The organism is [Micrococcus luteus] ATCC 49442 (assembly GCF_010367585.1).
GTDB lineage: Bacteria > Actinomycetota > Actinomycetes > Actinomycetales > Micrococcaceae > Arthrobacter > Arthrobacter luteus_A.
This window is the reverse complement of record NZ_JAAAXP010000001.1, coordinates 1,914,827-1,933,417: the sequence shown is the minus strand read 5'-3', so window position 1 is coordinate 1,933,417 and position 18,591 is coordinate 1,914,827. Positions and strand designations below refer to the sequence as shown.

Genomic DNA, 18,591 nt, shown 5'->3' with positions numbered 1-18,591 from the left:
GGATGAACAGTGAGCGCCAGAGCCCTTCCGCCGGGGAGCGGGCGGCCTTAGGTGCCGCCAACGTCCTGGGCGCGGAACCGTCCGCCTACCTCCGTCAGCACGCGGACAACCCGGTCCACTGGCAGCCGTTCGGGGATAAGGCATTCGCCGCGGCCGCCGCCCGCGATGTCCCGGTGTTCCTGTCGATCGGCTACGCGGCCTGCCACTGGTGCCACGTGATGGCGCATGAGTCGTTCGAGGATCAGGAAACCGCCGACTACCTGAACGCGCACTTTGTTGCCATCAAGGTGGACCGGGAAGAACGCCCCGACGTGGATGCCGCGTACATGGCGGCCACCCAGGCCATCACCGGCGAGGGCGGCTGGCCGATGTCCGTCTTCCTCACCCCGGACGGCCGGGCGTTCCACGCCGGCACCTACTTCCCGCCCCGCCCCATGCCGGGCCGGCCATCCTTCCGGCAGGTGCTCGAAGCGGTCCGGGAAGCGTGGCTGGAGCGGCGCGACGCTGTGGAACAGAATGCCGCCTCTCTTGCCCGGAACCTGGGCGACGCCCAGCTCGCGGCGGCGGTCCCGGTTGCCGGTCCGCCGCCTCTGCTTGACCCCGGGCTGCTTCCCGCGGCCGTAGCCTCCCTGGCCCGCTCCGAGGACATGACCGACGGCGGCTTTGGCGCCGCCCCGAAATTCCCGCCGTCGGCGGTGCTCGAGTTCCTCATCAGGCACGCAGCAGTCCCCTCGGACACCGCAGACGCTGCCCGGGACATGGCGGGCCGGACGCTGGCGGCCATGGCACGATCGGCGTTGTTTGACCAGCTGGACGGGGGCTTCGCCCGGTACTCGGTAACCCGGGACTGGTCCGTCCCGCACTTTGAAAAGATGCTGTACGACAATGTCCAGCTGCTTCGCATTTACGTGCACTGGATACGCCTGGGCGGCAATGAGGTGTTCCCGGTGGCGGAAGCTGCCGACGTGGCCGCCCGGACCGGGGTATGGCTGCTGGAATCCCTTGGGCTCGGCCCGAGCCGCGACGGGGACGTCAACGGCAACGGCGCGCCAAGGGTGGAAGCGCTCGCATCGTCCCTTGACGCCGATTCGGTGGTGAACGGCGAACACCACGAAGGCGCCGGCTACCTGTGGACCGTTAAGGGCCTGCAGGAAGTGCTGGGGACTGCTGACGGGGAAGCTGTTGCCCGGCTGATGAATGTGGGTGGCGAAGGTACCGTGTCCGCGCACGGCTCCCCGCTGCACCCCGCACGGCGCGTGGAGGGTGCCGCAGCGGAGCTGTGGATGAGGGCCCGGCCCGCGCTCCTGGGCGCGCGGAAGCAGCGGCCGCAGCCGGCCCGTGACGACAAGGTTGTGGCGGGCTGGAACGGGCTCGCGGTGGCCGCCCTCGCAGAGGCCGGAGCGGTGCTGGATAGGGAAGACTTCGTCGCCGGGGCCGAGTCGATTGCGGCGTACCTCGAACGTGTCCACTGGCAGGCGGGAGGTTCAGTGCTGCTCCGCGTTTCGCATACAGGAACCGCGCGGGGGATTGAAGGGCTGCTCGAGGATTACGCCTTCTGCGCTGACGGCCTGTTTGCCCTCTACTCCGTGACTGGCCGGCAGCGGTGGTACCGCTTCGCCGAGGAGCTGGTGCAGGCTGCCGGCAGCCGGTTTGTGGTGGCCGGCCGCCTGGTGGACACGGCCGGGGGAGACGGCCGGGTCCGGGCCGCCCAGGGTGGCCAGACTGGGCTGGACCCGTTCGACAACGCCACGCCCAGCGGCGCGTCGGCCTTTGCCGGTGCCCTGCTCAGCTACGCTGCGCTCTCCGGATCCGCGGAACACCGCTCGCTCGCCGCCCAGGTACTCGCGCTCTTACCGCCGTTGGCGGAACGCGCGCCGCGGGTGGCGGGCTGGCTCCTGGCGACCGCGCAGGCTGCCCTCGCGGGCCCGGTGGAGGCCGCCGTTGTGGGAGCTCGAGGTCCTGCAAGGACCGCACTGCACCGTGAACTGCTGAACTCCGCCAGTCCCGGCCTGGTGATAGCTGTGGAGGACGACGACGGACCGGGAGTGCCGCCGTCGGCCGGTCTTCTCCGGGGGGAGCCCGTCCCGCTGCTGGCAGGCAGGCCGGCGGGTCCCGACGGATCACCGCTGGCGTATCTGTGCCGGAACATGGTGTGTGAACGTCCTGTGTCCACGCCGCAGGAGCTGCGGCAGCGGCTCCTGGTGATGACGGGGGAGGACCCCGTCAGCTGAGGACGGCGATAAGGATCGCCGCGAAGTGCGCGCCGAACGCAAGGACCGTCAGGGCGTGGAAAAGTTCGTGAAAGCCGAAGTGCTCATAGCTGAAGTTGGGCTTCTTGAGCGCATAGAACACGGCACCGGTGATGTAGAGGACGCCGCCAACGCAGATCAGGACCGCGGCCGGCAGGCTGGCCGCAAAGAACTCCGGCATGTAGAAAAGTGATCCGCAGCCCAGGGCGATGTAGATGGGCACGTACAGCCAGCGCGGGGCCTCCGTCCACAGCAGCCGGAAGAGGACGCCCAGAATTGCGCCGGACCAGATGACCCATAGCAGCAGGATGGCCTTGGGCCGCTCCAGCAGGGACCATGCCAGGGGTGTGTAGCTCCCGGCGATCACCAGCATGATGTTGGTGTGGTCCAGGCGCTTGAGGACCATCTTTACGCCGGGGGACCAGTTGCCCCGGTGATAAATGGCGCTGATGCCGAAGAGGAGGACTCCGGTGGCGGCATAGATGGCCGAAGTGATCTTGCGGTCGGTGGTCGGGGCGACGGCTACGAGGATGATGCCGGCCGCGAGGGCGAGCGGAGCGGCGACCGTGTGGATCCAGCCGCGCCATTTGGGTTTGATCATCAGGAGTTCGGCCAGCCGGACCGCGGCGTCGTCCACCGGACTCTGGCCTCCGTCCGGTCCGGGTGCGCGGCCGCCGTCGGGGGTCTGGCTTTTCATGCCTCCAGAATATCCTTCGGCGCAGTAAGTTACTCGCAGGTAACACGATGTGACGGTGGATGCGCCCGGCCCCCGCGCATCCTGACCCCCTGCGGACGGTAGCCTAGGATGTGCAATGCCGTCGGACAGAATCGGAAGTCAGGTGAGTCTCCTCGTGGAATTGGGCGGGTTCCTTTATGGCTTCTACGAGCGGCGACTGCTCCGCGAGCTGGCCGGCGGGCGCATTCCCAAACACATCGGCGTGATGGTGGACGGAAACCGCCGGTGGGCCAAGCAGTTCAACGCGCCCACCAGCCAGGGCCACCAGGCCGGCGCGGACAAGATTCACGAATTCCTCGGCTGGTGCCAGGAACTCGGCGTCAAAGTCGTCACGCTGTACATGCTGTCCACGGACAACATGAGCCGCTCCAGTGAAGAGCTGGACCTTCTGATGGGCATCATCGCCAACACCCTGGACCGGCTCGACGAGGACGCCGACATTTCAGTGAACGCGATGGGCGCCCCCGAGCTGCTCCCCGATTATCTGGCGGACCGGCTCAACAAGCTGACGGCCCGGACACCGGTTCATGAAAAGATCCATGTCAACGTTGCGGTGGGGTATGGCGGGCGTCGTGAGATCGTCGACGCCGTCCGGGAGCTGCTGCACGACGCCGTCGCCAAGGGCTCGGACATCGCCGCGCTCGCGGACAACCTTTCCGTGGACGATATCTCCCGCTTCCTCTACACCCGGGGCCAGCCCGACCCGGACCTGGTGATCAGGACCTCCGGTGAGCAGCGGCTCTCCGGGTTCCTGATGTGGCAGAGCGCCTACAGCGAGTTCTACTTCTGCGAGGCCCTGTGGCCGGCGTTCCGCAAGGTGGACTTCCTGCGCGCCCTGCGGGACTACGCCGGCAGGCAGCGGCGCTTCGGCACCTGAGCATCGCTGCTCATGAGGGCGGCACCCGGGCGGGTTCCCGCCGTCGTCCGCGTTCATCTGGAATTCACAAACCGGCAACAGGAATCGCCGATCGCAGATTCGTGAAATTACTGGCGGTGGATTTACGTTGTAATCATCAGCAGGCAAAACCGCCGGCTGTTCGGGGAGGCCAGTACATGGAGCGAACTTTCGCACCGGTTGTATGGGAGGCCGCGTCCGGCCTCCAGGCCGAACCGCCTCACCAATAACACATCCGGGCGTGTGCCCGGGGCTGGAGTCGATGTGGCTACTTCTGAACACCTGCCCGAGGTTACCTCCGAGGGACAGAAAGCTACCTCTCGCACCACGCGAGCCACCTCAAAAACCGGTGCAGTCAACAAAACTGCGGCCGGTTTTGCCGTCTCCGGAAGGGAAGCCACCATCAGCAGCTTCGTCATTGACACCTCTGTGCTGCTCTCTGATCCGCGCGCGCTGCTGCGCTTCGCCGAGCACGAAGTTATTGTTCCCATCGTTGTGATCACCGAACTTGAGGGCAAGCGGCACGACCCCGAGCTGGGCTACTTTGCCCGCAAGGCCCTTCGGTTGCTCGATGACCTCCGGGTGAAACATGGCGGCCTCAGCCATCCGATTCCCATCGGGGACGACGGCGGCACCCTGATGGTGGAGCTGAACCATGTTTCCGCTGAGGTGCTTCCGCTGGGGTTCCGCAGCGGCGACAATGACAGCCGCATCCTCGCCGTAGCCAAGAACCTGGCCAACGAGGGCCGGAACGTCACCGTGGTGTCGAAGGACCTGCCCATGCGGGTCAAGGCCTCCGCGATGGGCCTCACGGCCGACGAATACCGCAACGAGCTGGTGAAGGATTCGGGCTGGACGGGCATCGCCGAGGTCGAAGCGACCGAGGACGAGGTCAACACCCTCTACGGGCACGAGCCGGTCTTCATCCCGGCCGCCGCGGAAATGCCGGTCAATACGGGCCTGGTCATCCTCTCCAACCGGGGCTCGGCCCTGGGCAAGGTAGGCGCCGACAAGCAGGTGCGGCTGGTCAAGGGAGACCGCGACGTCTTTGGCCTGCACGGACGCTCGGCCGAACAGCGCCTGGCGATCGACCTGCTGATGGATCCCGCCGTCGGCATCGTTTCCATCGGCGGGCGGGCAGGCACGGGCAAATCAGCTCTGGCCCTGTGCGCGGGCCTGGAAGCGGTGCTGGAGCGCCGCGAACACCGTAAGGTGATCGTCTTCCGGCCGCTCTACGCCGTGGGCGGCCAGGAACTCGGCTACCTGCCAGGCTCCGAGTCCGAAAAGATGAACCCCTGGGCGCAGGCGGTCTTCGACACCCTTGGCGCCCTGGTCAGCCAGGAAGTGGTGGAAGAAGTCATGGACCGCGGCATGCTCGAAGTGATGCCCCTGACCCACATCCGCGGACGCTCGCTGCACGACGCCTTCGTGATCGTCGACGAAGCCCAGTCACTGGAGAAGAACGTCCTGCTCACCGTGATGAGCCGCATCGGCCAGAACTCAAAGATCGTCCTGACCCACGACGTCGCCCAGCGCGACAACCTCCGGGTCGGCCGGCACGACGGGATCGCCGCCGTCGTCGAAACCCTGAAAGGACACCCTCTCTTCGGTCACATCACCCTGACCCGCTCCGAACGCTCACCGATCGCAGCCCTGGTCACGGAACTGCTGGAGGGCGCCGAGATCTAGCTCAGCGCCAAGGGCCGTGACTCATCTCGTCGGGCCACGGCCCGGCACACGTTAAGCGCCGAGAGAGGCCGCTGCGGCTTCGTGGCCTTCGACCTTGAGGGTCCAGTGGGGGCGCTTGAACGTTGCCGGGGTGAGGCGGACTTTCTGGACGTCGACGGCTTTGCCGCCCCAGGAGGTCCGGGTGGTGCCGTTGAGTTCGTAGCCGAGGGAGCGGGAGACGCCAAGGGAGGCGGCGTTCCAGGCGGCGGCTTCCGATTCTGCGACCTCGGCGCCGAGCCGGTCGAAGGCGTACAGCGCGACGGCGGCGCGCATTTCCTTGCCGAGCCCCCGGCCGTGGACGGACTGCTTGAGCCAGGATCCGGTGCTGACAGTTTTGAGGATGGCGAACTCCTTGGCACCAATGTCCTGGCAGCCGATGAACTGGCCTTCGTGCCAGATGCCCAGGAGCAGGGTCCAGTCCGCGGGGGTGGCTTGGCCGCGGCAGCGCCAGTACCACTGCGCCATATTGCTGCCGAGTGTTTCCGCTGGAAGTTCCGTCCACGGGTTGCTGAAGGGGTTCCGTCCGGGATCATGGATGCCACTGGCTGCCGCTGCGACGGCGGCGGGAATGTCGTCGTCGGTGATAGGCCGGAGCACCAGCCGGGGTGTGGTCAGGGTGAGGCCGAAAACCGGCCAGAGTGAAGTCAGCGGGGTCATCAGGGAAGCGTAGCGGACCGCCGGAGCGGCCTGCATGTCAACGGCGCAGGTTAGGCGCGGATATCCCAACTGATGTGGCGCCGGACGTCTGTGAGGTTCATGGACTCCGCCAGGAAGAGATCGTCCAGCATGTACTCGTCGACCGCGATGATTCGAAGCCAGTGTCCGTAATCGGACGTTTCGGATTCCAGAGACTGGCTGGCCACACACACGGCCGTCTCCAAGTCGATCCTCACCCGGTTCCTGCCGGGCTGGCACAGCGGTGCTGCAGAATCAGCGGGGCGGTAGGAGACGGTTGTGTTGACAAGAGCCTCGAGTGCCGGCCGTCCCTCGTGCTCGACCCGCCGGACTTCGCTTATTTCCAGCGGGTTGCTGCCGGGAAATTCCAGGGGGACGGGAGCGTTGCCCGCCAGCTCCACGGGATCGAGTGCAGCCGAAAAGCGGCCGTTTCCGAAGCCCGGTTCGCCGTACGCCGCCTCGGGGCGGCGCCTGACCAGCCCGCCGTCGTCGTAAACGGGCGCCACCAACTGCGGGGGAAGCAGCCACGACTTCCGTGTGGCGCTGATGTAGAGCCCGTCCTTCGAATCGTTGATTCCAGTGGTGCTGTGGAGGACCAGTCCGTCCGAGGTTTCCAGGCGGAGGGCGCCCGGCCTGCGCAGCCACGCGCGAACCAGCGGCGCGTCGGCGTCGGGGGCATCGGTAAATGGTTCGTCCCGGTATTCGAAGCGAAGGCTCTGCCATTTCCAGGGTGAAGACCTGCAAAGATTCCGGAACACCGTGGTCAGGTCCGCGGCCGGTTTGCCGCTGTCCGGATCCGGCCGGCGCCTGGTGTCCCATGTCGACATATCCACAGTGTACGCGTGGGTGCCGCCGCATGGACGGGCGGAATCCAGTAGCATCCGAGGGGTGATCCGACGACTGGACGAACTCTTGGATGTGGCCCCGCTGGCCTTCTGGCTGGTCCTGGCAGCGTGCCTCTATTTTGTCGTGATGGCTGCCCGGCTGACCGTCATCGACGTACGCCACCACCTGTTGCCCAACCGGATCGTTTTCCCGTCCTACGCTGTGGCTGGAGTGCTGCTCGTGACCGCCGCTATCGTCCTCGCTGTGGCCGGTTCCGGGACCCAAGGGGCGGCACTTGAGGGTGGGGCGGAGATCCTGGGCGTGCCCGCACTGCGCATACTCGGCGGGGGAGCGGTCCTCTGGGTCTTCTATTTTGTCCTGCGGCTGGTCTATCCGCCTGGAATGGGATTCGGTGACGTGAAACTGGCCGGTGTTCTGGGGATGTATCTGGGGTACCTTGGCTGGGGCCACGTCTTTGCCGGCACCTTTGCAGCCTTCCTGCTGGGTGGGCTGTGGTCCATTGCCCTGCTTGCGGCACGGCGCGGCACCCTGAAGTCGTCCATACCTTTCGGCCCTTTTATGCTCGCCGGCGCGGCTGCTGCCATGTTGCTGCCCGCCTGAGGCTTGCTTTTTTTGCCGGGTTATCCAGATAAGCTTTTATCCGCACCCTAATTCTCAGTGCCCCGCAGGACGATGGGGGTATGGAAAGCGCGACGGCGGACGAGGTGTTGGAACCCATCACGGCCTCCGCCGTCCCGCCGCAGTCCGTCCAGGTCACGGCGGAGCCGGCGGCGACGAGTCCGGGGATGAGGTACTTTTCCCGTCAGATCCTTTACACCGGCGGAAGGACCGTTGCCTGGAACGGTTGGCCGGGATTGCACGGCTGGAGGCCCGGACCGCGGCGGAAAAGGTTCAGGTCATCGCGGAATTAGTCGAAGTCTCCACGGCGTTGGACCCGCCGGCGCAGTCGCCGCAGGAGGCCGCCGCACAGGAAATGGCGTTGGTGGCGGAGGTCGCGTGCGCCCTCACGGTCGGCGAACGGACCGCTTCAACCCTGCTGGCCGAATCGCACACCCTCACCGCTGACTTACCGTTGACCCTCGCCGCCCTGCAGGCCGGGGCAATTTCGTGGCAGCACGCGCGGGTCATGGTGGACGAGGCCACCAACCTTGACCCCTCCGCTGCGAAGGCTCTGGCAGCGCACTTCCTGGACCCCGACGCACCCAACCCTGCCCGTGGCCCCGCCGGGGAACTCGTTCCCTCCCGGTTCCGGCACAAGGCCCGGATCTGGCGGGAACGCCACCACCCGGTCTGCATCGAAAAACGCCATACCCGCTCCGTCGCGGACCGGCGCCTGGAATACCGCCCGGACCGGGACGGCATGGCCTGGCTCTCCGCGTACCTGCCCGCTGACCAGGCCGCCGGGATCTGGAACCGGGCCACAGCCGCGGCCCGGGCGTTGCAGGGCCCGGACGAGGACAGCACCCTGACCCAGATGCGTGCCGACATCGCCGCCACCCTGCTCCTCGGCGGGGCCGCTGACGATCCCCACGCAGGTGTCCCGTCGCCGCGGGCGCAGGTCCTGATTACCGTGCCCGTCAGGTTCCTCCTTGGCGCCACGGACGAACCCGCCATGCTGGACGGGCATGGGCCGATCCCGGTCACCATGGCACGCAGGCTTATTGCCGATGGTGCCGAGTCGTTCCATCGCGTCCTCATCGACCCCCGGGTCGGTGCGCCGTTGGAGATCGAGCGGACCAGTTACCGGGTCACCAAAGCCCAACGCCAATTGCTTCGCATGCGCGACGGGAAGTGCCCGTTCCCGGGTTGCAGCAACCCTTCCCTGGACAATGAAGCGGACCATCTTCTCGCCTGGGCCAACGGGGGGAACTACCGGCATCAGCAAACTTGCCCAGCCCTGCCCGAAGCACCACAAGCTGCGGCACAGCACCGGCTGGACACCCGGCCCGGCTACCGCGGATCACCCTCCAGGCTGGATCTCACCCACAGGCAGACGCGCGCGAGCGAACGGCCCGACTGGGAACCGCCACATCTGCCGGACGAGTGGATCGCGGACCTTCAGCCGCCCCTTGTCGAAGCAGCGCCACGCCCGGATCCCTAATACGAGGTGTTCTCTGGAGGGCGGATATTGGGCTCGCCGAACATCCAGGCCGGGCGGCCGGACGTGAACAGGGGCGCCGCAACCCCCAAGATCGCGGCGCCCCTGCGGGTCAATTGGTACTGCGTGAAACGGGGAGTCAGCTGCCTGCTCCGGTAAACCGGTCAACCTCCTGAGGTCTACTTCCTCCGGTCTACCTTCTCCGGTCTACCTTCTTCGGTCTACCTCCTCCGGTCACCGAGGCTGGGAAACCAGTTCGCCGTGGTCGTCCTGTGTAACCTTAGAGCCGGGGCCGGTAGAAGCATCGGGAGTTCTTTTGTGCCCGGGAGCAGAAACCGTCTCAGACTTCCCGGTTAGCATGGCCAGATGCTCTGCCTCCAGCCGGTCGGCTTCCTCTCCGCCCACAGCTTCACCGCGGGCCACCATGCCGGCAGTGTCGGACAGGGGAATCTGCTTGAGGGTGATGGCAAGCAGGAGGGCGACGGCGATGAACGGAATAAGGTACCAGAACACCGGCGCCAAGGATTCGGCGTAGGCATTGACCACGGCGTCCCGCAGCTGGTCCGGCAGTTGGCTCAGAGCCTGCGGATCCAGCGAACTGGTGGACTGAGCGGCCTGCTCCGATGACGCCCCGGCACCTGTGAAAGCGCTGGTCAGGGACTCCGAAAGCCTGTTGGTGAAAATGGCACCAAAGACTGCAACGCCCATGGCCGCACCCACTTCACGGAAGTAGTTGTTGGTGCTTGTGGCGGTGCCGATCTGGTCCGCCGGAACGGAGTTCTGCACCACGAGGACCACCACCTGCATGATCAGGCCCAGGCCGGCTCCGAAGATGAACAGTTGGATGCAAATGACCCAAATGGGTGTGGCGGCGGTGAGGGTGGTCATCCAGAGCATGGCGGCCATGGTGAAGGCTGCTCCGAGGATGGGGAACATTTTGTACCTGCCGGTTTTGGAGATCCGGATTCCCGAGTAGATGGACGTGCCCATCAGGCCCACCATCATCGGAAGCATCAACAGGCCGGACTCCGCGGCGGAGGTGCCGGACGACATCTGCAGGAACGTGGGGACAAAGGCAATGGCGGAGAACATGCCCAGGCCCAGCGTGAACCCGATGGCCGTGGCATTTACGAAGATCCGGTTCTTGAAAAGGCTCAAGGGAATGATGGGATCCTCGGCGCGGCGCTCCACCATAACGAAGGCGGCGGCCGTGACGATGAGCCCGGCACCGAATGCCCAGGTGAGTGGTGAATCCCAGCCCTCGTCCTTCTTGCCGCCGAAGTCGGTGAAGAAGATCAGGCAGGTTGTGGCGGCGGACAGGAGCACTACGCCCAGGACGTCGATCCGCTTTTCAGCCTTCTTGTTCGGCAGCGTCAGCGTGAACCACGCAATGGCAAACGCAGCGATGCCGATAGGGATGTTGATGTAGAACGCCCATTCCCAGGTCATGTGGTCCACAAAGAAGCCGCCGAGCAGAGGGCCTGCCACGGCCGAGAGGCCGAAGACGGCTCCCAGCGGGCCCATGTACTTGCCGCGGTCCTTGGCGGGAACAATGTCGGCGATGATGGCCTGCGAGAGGATCATCAGGCCGCCGCCGCCGAGGCCCTGGACGGCGCGGAAGATGACGAAGCCCCAGAAATCGGTGGCCAGGGCGCAGCCCACGGAGGCCAGGGTGAACAGGGCGATGGCGACCAGGAAGAGATTCCGCCTGCCCAGGACATCGCCGAACTTGCCGTAGATAGGCATGACGATCGTGGTGGCCAAAAGGTAAGCGGTGGTGATCCATGCCTGGTGCTCCACACCGCCGAGCTTGCCCACAATGGTGGGCATGGCGGTGGAGACGATGGTCTGATCAAGGCTGGAGAGCAGCATGCCGGCGATCAGCGCCGAGAAGATGATCCAGATCCTTTTCTGGGTCAAAAGCAGCGGTGCGGCCGCCGTTTTGGAACTGACGGGGGTGCTCATGGGCGTCCTTCTGAGGGTGCTGGTTTGTCAAAATGCTGGGAGAAGAGTTGGCTGGCGGCTGAGAAGTTTTCCATCAGCAGCTCGGCGTAAGGGCGGGTGTTGCCGTCGGAGAAGTAGGCCATGCTGCTTTTCCGGGCGATAGTGCCCAGCAAGGCAACAGCCATCTGCACAACGGGGTGGTCAGGGGACACACCCTCACGGCGGGCCACGTCGCGGGCGAACTGCGCTTCCCGTTCCTCGGTGGCACCAATGATGCGGAGCATGAGCTGAGGTTCCTTTTTGATCACTCCGATCAGCTGACGGGTTTCCTCCTCCGAGGCCGCCATATTCTCGGAGAGTTTCAGCGAGAGCCCGATCAGGTCCTGCAAGAGGGTGGGGGAGATCTCACCGGACGCGGACGATTCGCCGCCGGCGATGAAGACCTCGATCACGTCCTGGGGTATTTCGTCGTCCACATGGCCCAGGATGGCGTCTTCCTTCGTGGGGAAGTAATTGAAGAACGTGCGGCGGGAGATTGCTGCCAGTTCGCAGACCTCCTCCACGGTGTAGCCGTTCAGGCCGCGCTCCGCTGTCAGTTTCCGGGCGACGGCGGTTATCGCGGCCCGCGTGGCGGCGCGCTTACGCTCCCGCAGACCGCCTTCTATTTCTGCACTTTCATTCACAAAGTAAATTTTTGCACTAAACTAGAAATAGTGCAAACTTTTGTTTGCATCCGGAAGAGGGCGAATCAACACCGGCACCATTGCCGGGCGCCGCGGCCTTAACGCAAAACGGCCTCCCACCTTCGCGATGAAGGTAGGAGGCCGCCGTCGTAATTAAGGAGCCGGTGGGAACTATGCCTTGTGCGGCGGCCGCGTCATGGACATAACGTCCAGCGCGGTGTCCAGCTGCTCTTCGGTGAGTTCGCCGCGCTCCAGGAAGCCCATGGCCACCACGGTCTCGCGAATGGTCAGGCCCTCAGCTACAGCCTTCTTGGCGATCTTGGCTGCGTTCTCGTAGCCGATGTGCTTGTTCAGCGGCGTGACGATGGACGGTGAGGCTTCTGCCAGGAAGCGGGCGCGCTCCACGTTGGCGGTGATTCCGTCGATCATCTTGTCGGCCATGACGCGGCTGGTGTTGGCCAGCAGGCGCACGGATTCGAGCAGGTTGGCGGCCATGACGGGGATGCCGACGTTCAGTTCGAAGGCGCCGTTGGTGCCGGACCAGGCAATGGCGGTGTCGTTGCCGATGACCTGGGCGCAGACCATAATGGACGCCTCACAGATGACGGGGTTGACCTTGCCCGGCATGATCGAGGAACCCGGCTGCAGATCCGGGATGGCGATTTCGCCGAGGCCGGTGTTGGGGCCGGAGCCCATCCAGCGGAGGTCGTTGTTGATCTTCATAAAGGAGATCGCGATGTTGCGCAGCTGGCTGGAGGCCTCGATGAGGCCGTCGCGGTTGGCCTGGGCCTCGAAGTGGTCGCGGGCCTCGGTGAGGGGGAGCCCGGTGTCGGTGGCCAGCAGTTCGATGACGCGCTCCGGGAAGCCGGCAGGAGTGTTGATGCCGGTGCCCACGGCCGTGCCGCCGAGCGGTACCTCGGCAACGCGGGGGAGTGAGGCGTTGATGCGCTCGATGCCGTAACGGACCTGGGCTGCGTAGCCGCCAAATTCCTGGCCGAGCGTCACCGGGGTGGCGTCCATCAGGTGGGTACGGCCGGACTTGACGACGTCCTTGAACTCAACAGCCTTGCGCTCCAGCGACTCGGCCAGGTAGCCGAGGGCCGGGATGAGGTCGTTGATCAGGGCGGACGTCGCGGCCACGTGGACCGAGGTGGGAAAAACGTCGTTGGACGACTGGGAGGCGTTGACGTGGTCGTTCGGGTGGACAACCTTGTCACTTCCGGCGGCCTTGAGTGCGCGGGTGGCGAGCTCGGCGATGACCTCGTTCGTGTTCATGTTCGAGGAGGTGCCGGAGCCGGTCTGGAAGACGTCGATGGGGAAGTCGCCGTCGTACTTGCCGGCAGCAACCTCATCGGCGGCCTCTGCAATTGCCTTGGCCAGCTCGCCGTCGAGCACTCCAAGTTCTGCGTTGGCCTGGGCAGCCGCCTTCTTGACCCGGGCGAGGGCTTCGATGTGCGCGCGTTCCAGCGTCTTGCCGGAGATGGGGAAGTTCTCAACTGCACGCTGCGTCTGTGCACGGTACAGGGCGTTCACGGGGACGCGGACTTCGCCCATCGTGTCGTGTTCAATGCGGAATTCTTCAGTGGAAGTCATGGGGCTAGCTTAGGACGATGTGCGCCCGGGGCTAAAACCGTGAACCGCATTGCTACGGGGCCAGGTCCGGGGCTGGCTTAGATCTCGCCGATCCCCGAAACCACGTTCGCCCGGCCCTCGGCGAGGCTGTAGGACAAGCCGATCACTGCGGCGCGGCCGTCCTCGATTGCGGCAGAAATCACACGCGAGCTGTCCACGAGGCGCTGGGATGTCTGCTTGACGTGCTCCACCACCATGTCGTTGACCTCGTGTTCGTCGTTGCGCAGGGACGTCAGGACCGAGGGGGTAATGCGCTCCACGAGGTCCCGGATGAAGCCTGCCGGCATCTGCCCGGTTTCGACAGCATCCTTTGTGGCGCTCACCGCACCGCAGCTGTCGTGCCCAAGGATGGCGATCAGCGGCACCCCCAGCACGCTGACGCTGTACTCGAGGGAGCCGAGGACGGCGTCGTCAATCACCTGGCCGGCGGTGCGCACCACAAAGGCGTCACCCAGCCCCAGGTCGAAGATGATTTCCGCGGCGAGCCGTGAGTCGGAGCAGCCGAAGATCACAGCAAAAGGATGCTGGTTCTCGACAAGCGAGGAGCGGCGGGACGCGTCCTGGTTCGGGTGCGACGATTCTCCGGCAACGAAGCGTTCGTTGCCTTCGCGCATGCGGCGCCAGGCGAGGGCAGGTGTCAGGTATGTGGCCACTGGCCTACCTTACGGCGCCGGGCTGGCTGACGGTGAAACCGTTACGGCCGGGTTGCTGTCCATGGATTTCACGACGGCGTCTGCCAGGACAACGAACTCGTCCAGTTGCGCGGTGCCTGTAAGGACAACGGTGGTTCCGCGGTAGTCCAGGATCATGCTCTTCTCGCCTTTTCCGGCGTCACGGAGTTCCCAGGCTTGTCCGCCGGCGTCGCGGGTTCCTGTGACCGGCGCGCTCTTGGTCTGCTGCAGAAGCCACGTGGGGTTGGACTGCCGGGTCTGGATCAGCCCGATGAAGGAGTCCTTCGGGGTGATGTAGCCCACCTCCCACATGGGAACGCCACTGCCGCTTCCGGACTCCCAGCGGGCGTAATTTGGCCGGTAGGCGTTTGCGGTGTCGGGCGCGGCGGGTGTGAATCCTGCCACATCGGCGGCGTTCCGGGCTGACGCGCTGACGTCGATGTCCGGGCGGAAGCCGTCGCTCTTGGGGAGCGGGTTCATCAGGACAATGGGCAGGAAAGCGGCGATGCTGACAAGAAGGGCAATGATCATGCCGATCACCGACGCATTGGCGCGCTTGGCGGCGGCAGCCGGGATAACGGGCTTTACGGGAGGGTAATCACCGTTCGGCGCGTCGTGCCTGTCGGGCCCGGAGTCCGAGGGGTCTTGTCCGGCGTTGGTCTTTTCCTGCATTTCACTCACCCCTCTATAGTCGCGCATGCGCGGGCCCAACTCACATTCGGCCTTGTGGACCGGTGAGACGGTCCATGTTGCGGGCGGACGTCATGGCGGCGCCCTCGGCCGGCGCCGCGACTATGATCAGTAGCAGAGGAATCATCGCTCGGCTGAATCCGGCTGAACGGGTCCAATGATCGCCACTCGAAGAAGAGGTTCACGTGCCAGCAACGCCTATGACCCAGCAGTACTCCACGCTCTCCCCCTCACTTGCTGTGGGTATTGACGAGCCGGACCGCAACCTTGCCCTTGAGCTCGTCCGCGTCACCGAAGCCGCAGCCATCGCCGGCGGCCACTGGGTCGGTTTCGGCGACAAGAACAAGGCTGACGGCGCCGCTGTCGACGCCATGCGCTCCTTCCTCCACACCGTCCACTTCAACGGCGTTGTGGTCATCGGCGAGGGCGAAAAAGACGAAGCCCCCATGCTGTTCAACGGCGAGCACGTCGGCGACGGCACCGGTCCCGAGTGCGACGTCGCCGTGGACCCGATCGACGGCACGCGCCTCACCGCCCTGGGCATTAACAACGCCCTCGCGGTACTCGCAGTGGCTGAACGCGGCTCCATGTTCGATCCCTCCGCCGTGTTCTACATGGAAAAGCTCGTCACGGGCCCGGAAGCTGCCGACATGGTCGATCTGCGGCTCCCGGTGAAGCAGAACCTGCACCTGATCGCCAAGGCGAAGGGCGTGAAGGTCAACCAGCTCAACGTCATGATCCTGGACCGCGACCGTCACCGTCCGCTGGTCGAGGAGATCCGCGAAGCCGGTGCCCGCACCAAGTTCATCATGGACGGCGACGTCGCCGGCGCCATTGCCGCAGCCCGCTCCGGCACCGGCGTTGACGCCCTCATGGGTATCGGCGGCACGCCTGAAGGCATCGTTGCCGCCTGCGCCATCAAGTCCCTCGGTGGCGTCATCCAGGGCCGGCTGTGGCCCACCAGCGACGACGAGAAGCAGAAGGCCATCGACGCCGGCCACGACCTGGACCGCGTGCTGTCCACCAACGACCTCGTGTCCAGCGACAACTGCTACTTCGCGGCCACGGGCATCACCGACGGCGACCTCCTCAAGGGTGTGCGCTACTCCAAGGACAAGGTCCTGACCCAGTCCATCGTGATGCGCTCCAAGTCCGGCACCATCCGCTTTGTCGACGGCGAGCACCAGGCCAGCAAGTGGGAAGGCTACGCCCGCAAGAACTAGTTCCGGGCATAGCGGGACAACGCCACACCGCTCCGGCGGTGTGGCGTTTTTCGTGCCTGCGCCGCGGTGTGCCGGCATCCTGGGGCAGTCGCCGCAGGGCCGGGCACACCAGGGCGTTGGTATAGGGTTGAATTCATGAGTCTTGCCGTTATGCCCTGTACTGACCGCGCCGTCTGGGACGGATACGTTGACCAATTTCAGGGCCATCCGCAGCAACTGTGGGGCTGGGGTGAGACCAAGGGGATGCATGGCTGGTCCGTGGACCGGGTCCTGGTCACCGACGACGAAAACATCCTCGGCTGCGCCCAGTTGCTGGTCCGCAAGCTGCCGTTCCCGTTCCGGGCACTGGTGTACGTGCCGCGCGGCCCCTTGTGCTCCGCCGACCACGCCACCGCCGTCCTGGAACAGCTCGCCGAGTATGCTTCCAGCCGCCACCGGGGCGTTGCGCTGAGCATCGAGCCTGACTGGGACGCCGAGTCCGCCTTCGCCCCGGCGGTGGCCGCCGCCGGCTTCACCCCGTCCAGCAACACCGTGCTGATCCCCCGGACTCTCATCCTCGACCTGGCCAAGAGCGACGATGAACTTATGGCAGAGATGTCCAAGTCCACACGTGCCAACATCCGCAAAGCCATGCGCAGCGAGGTGGAGTTCCGGAAGGTGCAGACCCCGGCGGAGCTGGAACAGGTACTGGGCATCTACCACGAGACGGCGGACCGGGCCGGGTTCGGAATCCACGAAGACCAGTATTACCGCGACATCTTCGCCAACCTGGGCGAGGGGTCACCTATTATCGGAGCCTTCGACGGCGGGCAGCTGCTGGCGTTCGTCTGGCTGTCCCGAAGCGGGGCCACGGCGTTTGAGCTCTACGGCGGCGTCTCAGCCGAGGGTCAGAAGCAGCGGGTGAACTACGGCGTGAAGTGGGCTGCGCTGCAGGCCATGCGCGAGGACGGCTGCGCGCGCTACGACTTCAACGGCCTGCTGAATGACGGCATCTCGGACTTCAAGAAGCAATTCGCCAAGCATGAGAACCTGCTGATGGGCACGTGGGAGAAGCCGCTGGCACCCCTTTACCCCGTGTACGCCCGGGCAATGCCGGCCGCCCGCAAGGGGCTGCAGGCAACGCGAAAGGCCCTGCCGGCAGCCCGGAGGGGGCTACAGAATGCCCTGCCGGCCGCTCGGAAGGCCCTGCCCGCGGCACGGTCGTTCCTGGGACGGGTCACTCAGCGCTAGGCGCCTTTGCCGGCCCCGGTGGTGACCGCGAAAGCAACGGCTGTCTCTGAGGCGCCCGCCACCGGATGCGCGTTGACCGGAGCCTCGGAGGCGGCCAGGAATGCGCTCCCGCCGCGGGCCAGCTTCAGGTCACCCTTGGGGGAGTCCAGGTACACGGCGCCTGAGACCACAAGCACAACGGCGGCCCCTGACTGGGCGATCGGGACCGGTGCGGCGCCGGGGGCCAGCTCGATCCGCTGAAGCTGGAATTCCCGGAACGGCGGGCGGTAGAGTTCCTGACCCAGCGCGGAAAATTCCGGGGTGAGCATCGGCACTGCCACTGACGTGAAGTCGACGGTGCGCAGGAGCTCGGGCACGTCGATGAACTTCGGTGTCAGTCCGCCCCGGAGCACGTTGTCGGAGGAGGCCATGACTTCCACTCCCAACCCCGAGAGGTAGGCGTGCACTTTGCCCTCGGGCAGATAGACGGCCTCACCGGGAGCGAGCGAGATGCGGTTGAGAAGCAGCGAGATCAGGACGCCAGGATCACCCGGGTACTGCTCGTTCAGGCTGACCACCGTGGACAGCTCCGCTTGGTACGGTGCCAGCGGGGCGCCGGAGGCCAAGGCAGCAGCCACGATGGCCGTGGCCTCGGAGACTTTTTCGCCGCCGTTGATCAGCCGTTCAAAGGCGTTCCGGAGGCCGACGCCTTCGTTGGGTGAACCGAGGTCGTCCAGCAACTCGTTGAGCAGTGCCGGCACGTCGCCTTCCACGGGGTCGAAACAACCGGCCACGTGCAGCAGGATCTGCCGTGTGGCCGCCGGCGCACGGAATCCGCACAGTGACTCAAACGGCGTCAGCGCAAGGATCATCTCCGGCTTGTGGTTGTCATCACGGTAATTCCGGTTGGCCGCATCCTGGGCGATGCCGGCAGCGTTCTCGCGCGCGAAGCCCTCCTTGGCCTGCTCAATGCTGGGATGAACCTGAAGCGACAGGGGCTGGGCGGCGGCAAGGAGTTTTGTGAGAAACGGCAGCCGCGGCCCAAACTCCGCCACGGATTCACTGCCCAGGAAATGCTCCGGATCGGAGGAGATCAACGCGTCCAGTGGTGCTTCGGAGCCGTCAGGCCGGCGGGCCTTTGACGGGGCGCCGGGGTGGGCACCGATCCACAGCTCGGCTTCCGGGCCGCCGGACCCGGGGCGTCCCAGCAGGCCTGCGATGGCTGTCCTGGAGCCCCAGGCATAGTCGCGAAGGGCGTTTTCAAGTTCGTACACAGCCGGGGTCCATTCCTTTGTATTCAGTCAGGTAAGAG

General features: G+C 65.5%; 15 protein-coding genes and 1 pseudogene. 7 read left to right on the top strand and 9 right to left on the bottom strand.

Features of this window, described 5'->3' with window-relative positions; all coding sequences use genetic code 11:
- The first annotated feature begins 2 nt into the window (after nucleotides 1-2).
- The gene (locus tag GUV69_RS08595) at nucleotides 3-2,231 is read left to right on the top strand and encodes a thioredoxin domain-containing protein (protein ID WP_164201487.1); all 2,229 of its coding nucleotides are present in this window, start codon (nucleotides 3-5) and stop codon (nucleotides 2,229-2,231) included.
- Here GUV69_RS08595 and trhA read toward each other — a convergent pair.
- Entirely contained in the window at nucleotides 2,224-2,865 is a 642-nt protein-coding gene (gene trhA, locus GUV69_RS08590; protein WP_164206352.1) for a PAQR family membrane homeostasis protein TrhA, read from the bottom strand. The genes GUV69_RS08595 and trhA overlap by 8 nt on opposite strands.
- A 235-nt stretch (nucleotides 2,866-3,100) precedes the next feature.
- Here trhA and GUV69_RS08585 point away from each other — a divergent pair, with 235 nt between their 5' ends.
- Together GUV69_RS08585 and phoH2 are read left to right on the top strand one after the other, a co-directional pair.
- Nucleotides 3,101-3,862 (top strand): isoprenyl transferase, encoded by a 762-nt coding sequence (locus GUV69_RS08585; RefSeq protein WP_164206350.1) that lies wholly within the window; start codon nucleotides 3,101-3,103, stop codon nucleotides 3,860-3,862.
- A gap of 282 nt (nucleotides 3,863-4,144) precedes the next feature.
- The gene (gene phoH2 / locus GUV69_RS08580) at nucleotides 4,145-5,569 is read left to right on the top strand and encodes an RNA 5'-3' helicase PhoH2 (RefSeq protein WP_164201485.1); all 1,425 of its coding nucleotides are present in this window, start codon (nucleotides 4,145-4,147) and stop codon (nucleotides 5,567-5,569) included.
- Between the two features lie 51 nt (nucleotides 5,570-5,620).
- Here the strand turns inward: phoH2 and GUV69_RS08575 are convergent, their stop codons facing one another.
- Together GUV69_RS08575 and GUV69_RS08570 are read right to left on the bottom strand one after the other, a co-directional pair.
- Nucleotides 5,621-6,265, bottom strand: coding sequence for a GNAT family N-acetyltransferase (locus GUV69_RS08575; protein WP_164201483.1), 645 nt, complete (start codon nucleotides 6,263-6,265; stop codon nucleotides 5,621-5,623).
- Nucleotides 6,266-6,315: 50 nt separating this feature from the next.
- The gene (locus GUV69_RS08570) at nucleotides 6,316-7,110 is read right to left on the bottom strand and encodes a hypothetical protein (RefSeq protein ID WP_191081210.1); all 795 of its coding nucleotides are present in this window, start codon (nucleotides 7,108-7,110) and stop codon (nucleotides 6,316-6,318) included.
- A 61-nt stretch (nucleotides 7,111-7,171) separates the two neighbouring features.
- Between GUV69_RS08570 and GUV69_RS08565 the strand changes: the two genes are divergently transcribed.
- Nucleotides 7,172-7,729 carry a prepilin peptidase gene (locus GUV69_RS08565; protein ID WP_164201481.1) on the top strand — a complete coding sequence of 186 codons (558 nt, stop codon included), beginning with the start codon at nucleotides 7,172-7,174 and terminating at the stop codon, nucleotides 7,727-7,729.
- 28 nt (nucleotides 7,730-7,757) lie between these two features.
- Nucleotides 7,758-9,230, top strand: a pseudogene (locus GUV69_RS08560) (HNH endonuclease signature motif containing protein).
- Between the two features lie 231 nt (nucleotides 9,231-9,461).
- Here the strand turns inward: GUV69_RS08560 and GUV69_RS08555 are convergent.
- From GUV69_RS08555 to GUV69_RS08535, 5 genes are all read right to left on the bottom strand, one after another.
- The gene (locus GUV69_RS08555) at nucleotides 9,462-11,192 is read right to left on the bottom strand and encodes an MDR family MFS transporter (RefSeq protein WP_164201479.1); all 1,731 of its coding nucleotides are present in this window, start codon (nucleotides 11,190-11,192) and stop codon (nucleotides 9,462-9,464) included.
- A complete protein-coding gene (locus GUV69_RS08550) occupies nucleotides 11,189-11,854 on the bottom strand; it encodes a TetR family transcriptional regulator (RefSeq protein ID WP_164201477.1) in 666 nt (221 codons plus the stop codon). The genes GUV69_RS08555 and GUV69_RS08550 overlap by 4 nt, the downstream gene beginning before the upstream one ends.
- Before the next feature lie 171 nt (nucleotides 11,855-12,025).
- Entirely contained in the window at nucleotides 12,026-13,447 is a 1,422-nt protein-coding gene (locus tag GUV69_RS08545) for a class II fumarate hydratase (RefSeq protein ID WP_164201475.1), read from the bottom strand.
- Between the two features lie 77 nt (nucleotides 13,448-13,524).
- Nucleotides 13,525-14,139, bottom strand: coding sequence for a carbonic anhydrase (locus tag GUV69_RS08540; protein WP_164201473.1), 615 nt, complete (start codon nucleotides 14,137-14,139; stop codon nucleotides 13,525-13,527).
- 9 nt (nucleotides 14,140-14,148) lie between these two features.
- A complete protein-coding gene (locus tag GUV69_RS08535) occupies nucleotides 14,149-14,829 on the bottom strand; it encodes a DUF4245 domain-containing protein (protein ID WP_164206346.1) in 681 nt (226 codons plus the stop codon).
- A 218-nt stretch (nucleotides 14,830-15,047) separates the two neighbouring features.
- Here GUV69_RS08535 and glpX point away from each other — a divergent pair, with 218 nt between their 5' ends.
- Together glpX and GUV69_RS08525 are read left to right on the top strand one after the other, a co-directional pair.
- Entirely contained in the window at nucleotides 15,048-16,070 is a 1,023-nt protein-coding gene (glpX, locus tag GUV69_RS08530) for a class II fructose-bisphosphatase (protein WP_191081841.1), read from the top strand.
- A gap of 135 nt (nucleotides 16,071-16,205) precedes the next feature.
- Nucleotides 16,206-17,300, top strand: coding sequence for a lipid II:glycine glycyltransferase FemX (locus GUV69_RS08525; protein WP_164201469.1), 1,095 nt, complete (start codon nucleotides 16,206-16,208; stop codon nucleotides 17,298-17,300).
- Here the strand turns inward: GUV69_RS08525 and manA are convergent.
- On the bottom strand, nucleotides 17,297-18,553 hold the full coding sequence (gene manA / locus GUV69_RS08520; protein WP_164201466.1) for a mannose-6-phosphate isomerase, class I: 1,257 nt from the start codon (nucleotides 18,551-18,553) through the stop codon (nucleotides 17,297-17,299). The genes GUV69_RS08525 and manA overlap by 4 nt on opposite strands.
- Between the last annotated feature and the right edge of the window lie 38 nt (nucleotides 18,554-18,591).

Excerpts from the sequence above, each read along its gene's own strand:
- GUV69_RS08595 (WP_164201487.1), top strand. The coding sequence starts at position 3 with ATGAACAGTGAGCGCCAGAGCCCTTCCGCCGGGGAGCGGGCGGCCTTA.
- GUV69_RS08575 (WP_164201483.1), bottom strand. The coding sequence starts at position 6,265 with ATGACCCCGCTGACTTCACTCTGGCCGGTTTTCGGCCTCACCCTGACC.
- GUV69_RS08570 (WP_191081210.1), bottom strand. The coding sequence starts at position 7,110 with ATGTCGACATGGGACACCAGGCGCCGGCCGGATCCGGACAGCGGCAAA.
- GUV69_RS08555 (WP_164201479.1), bottom strand. The coding sequence starts at position 11,192 with ATGAGCACCCCCGTCAGTTCCAAAACGGCGGCCGCACCGCTGCTTTTG.
- GUV69_RS08545 (WP_164201475.1), bottom strand. The coding sequence starts at position 13,447 with ATGACTTCCACTGAAGAATTCCGCATTGAACACGACACGATGGGCGAA.
- GUV69_RS08535 (WP_164206346.1), bottom strand. The coding sequence starts at position 14,829 with ATGCAGGAAAAGACCAACGCCGGACAAGACCCCTCGGACTCCGGGCCC.
- glpX (WP_191081841.1), top strand. The coding sequence starts at position 15,048 with ATGACCCAGCAGTACTCCACGCTCTCCCCCTCACTTGCTGTGGGTATT.
- GUV69_RS08525 (WP_164201469.1), top strand. The coding sequence starts at position 16,206 with ATGAGTCTTGCCGTTATGCCCTGTACTGACCGCGCCGTCTGGGACGGA.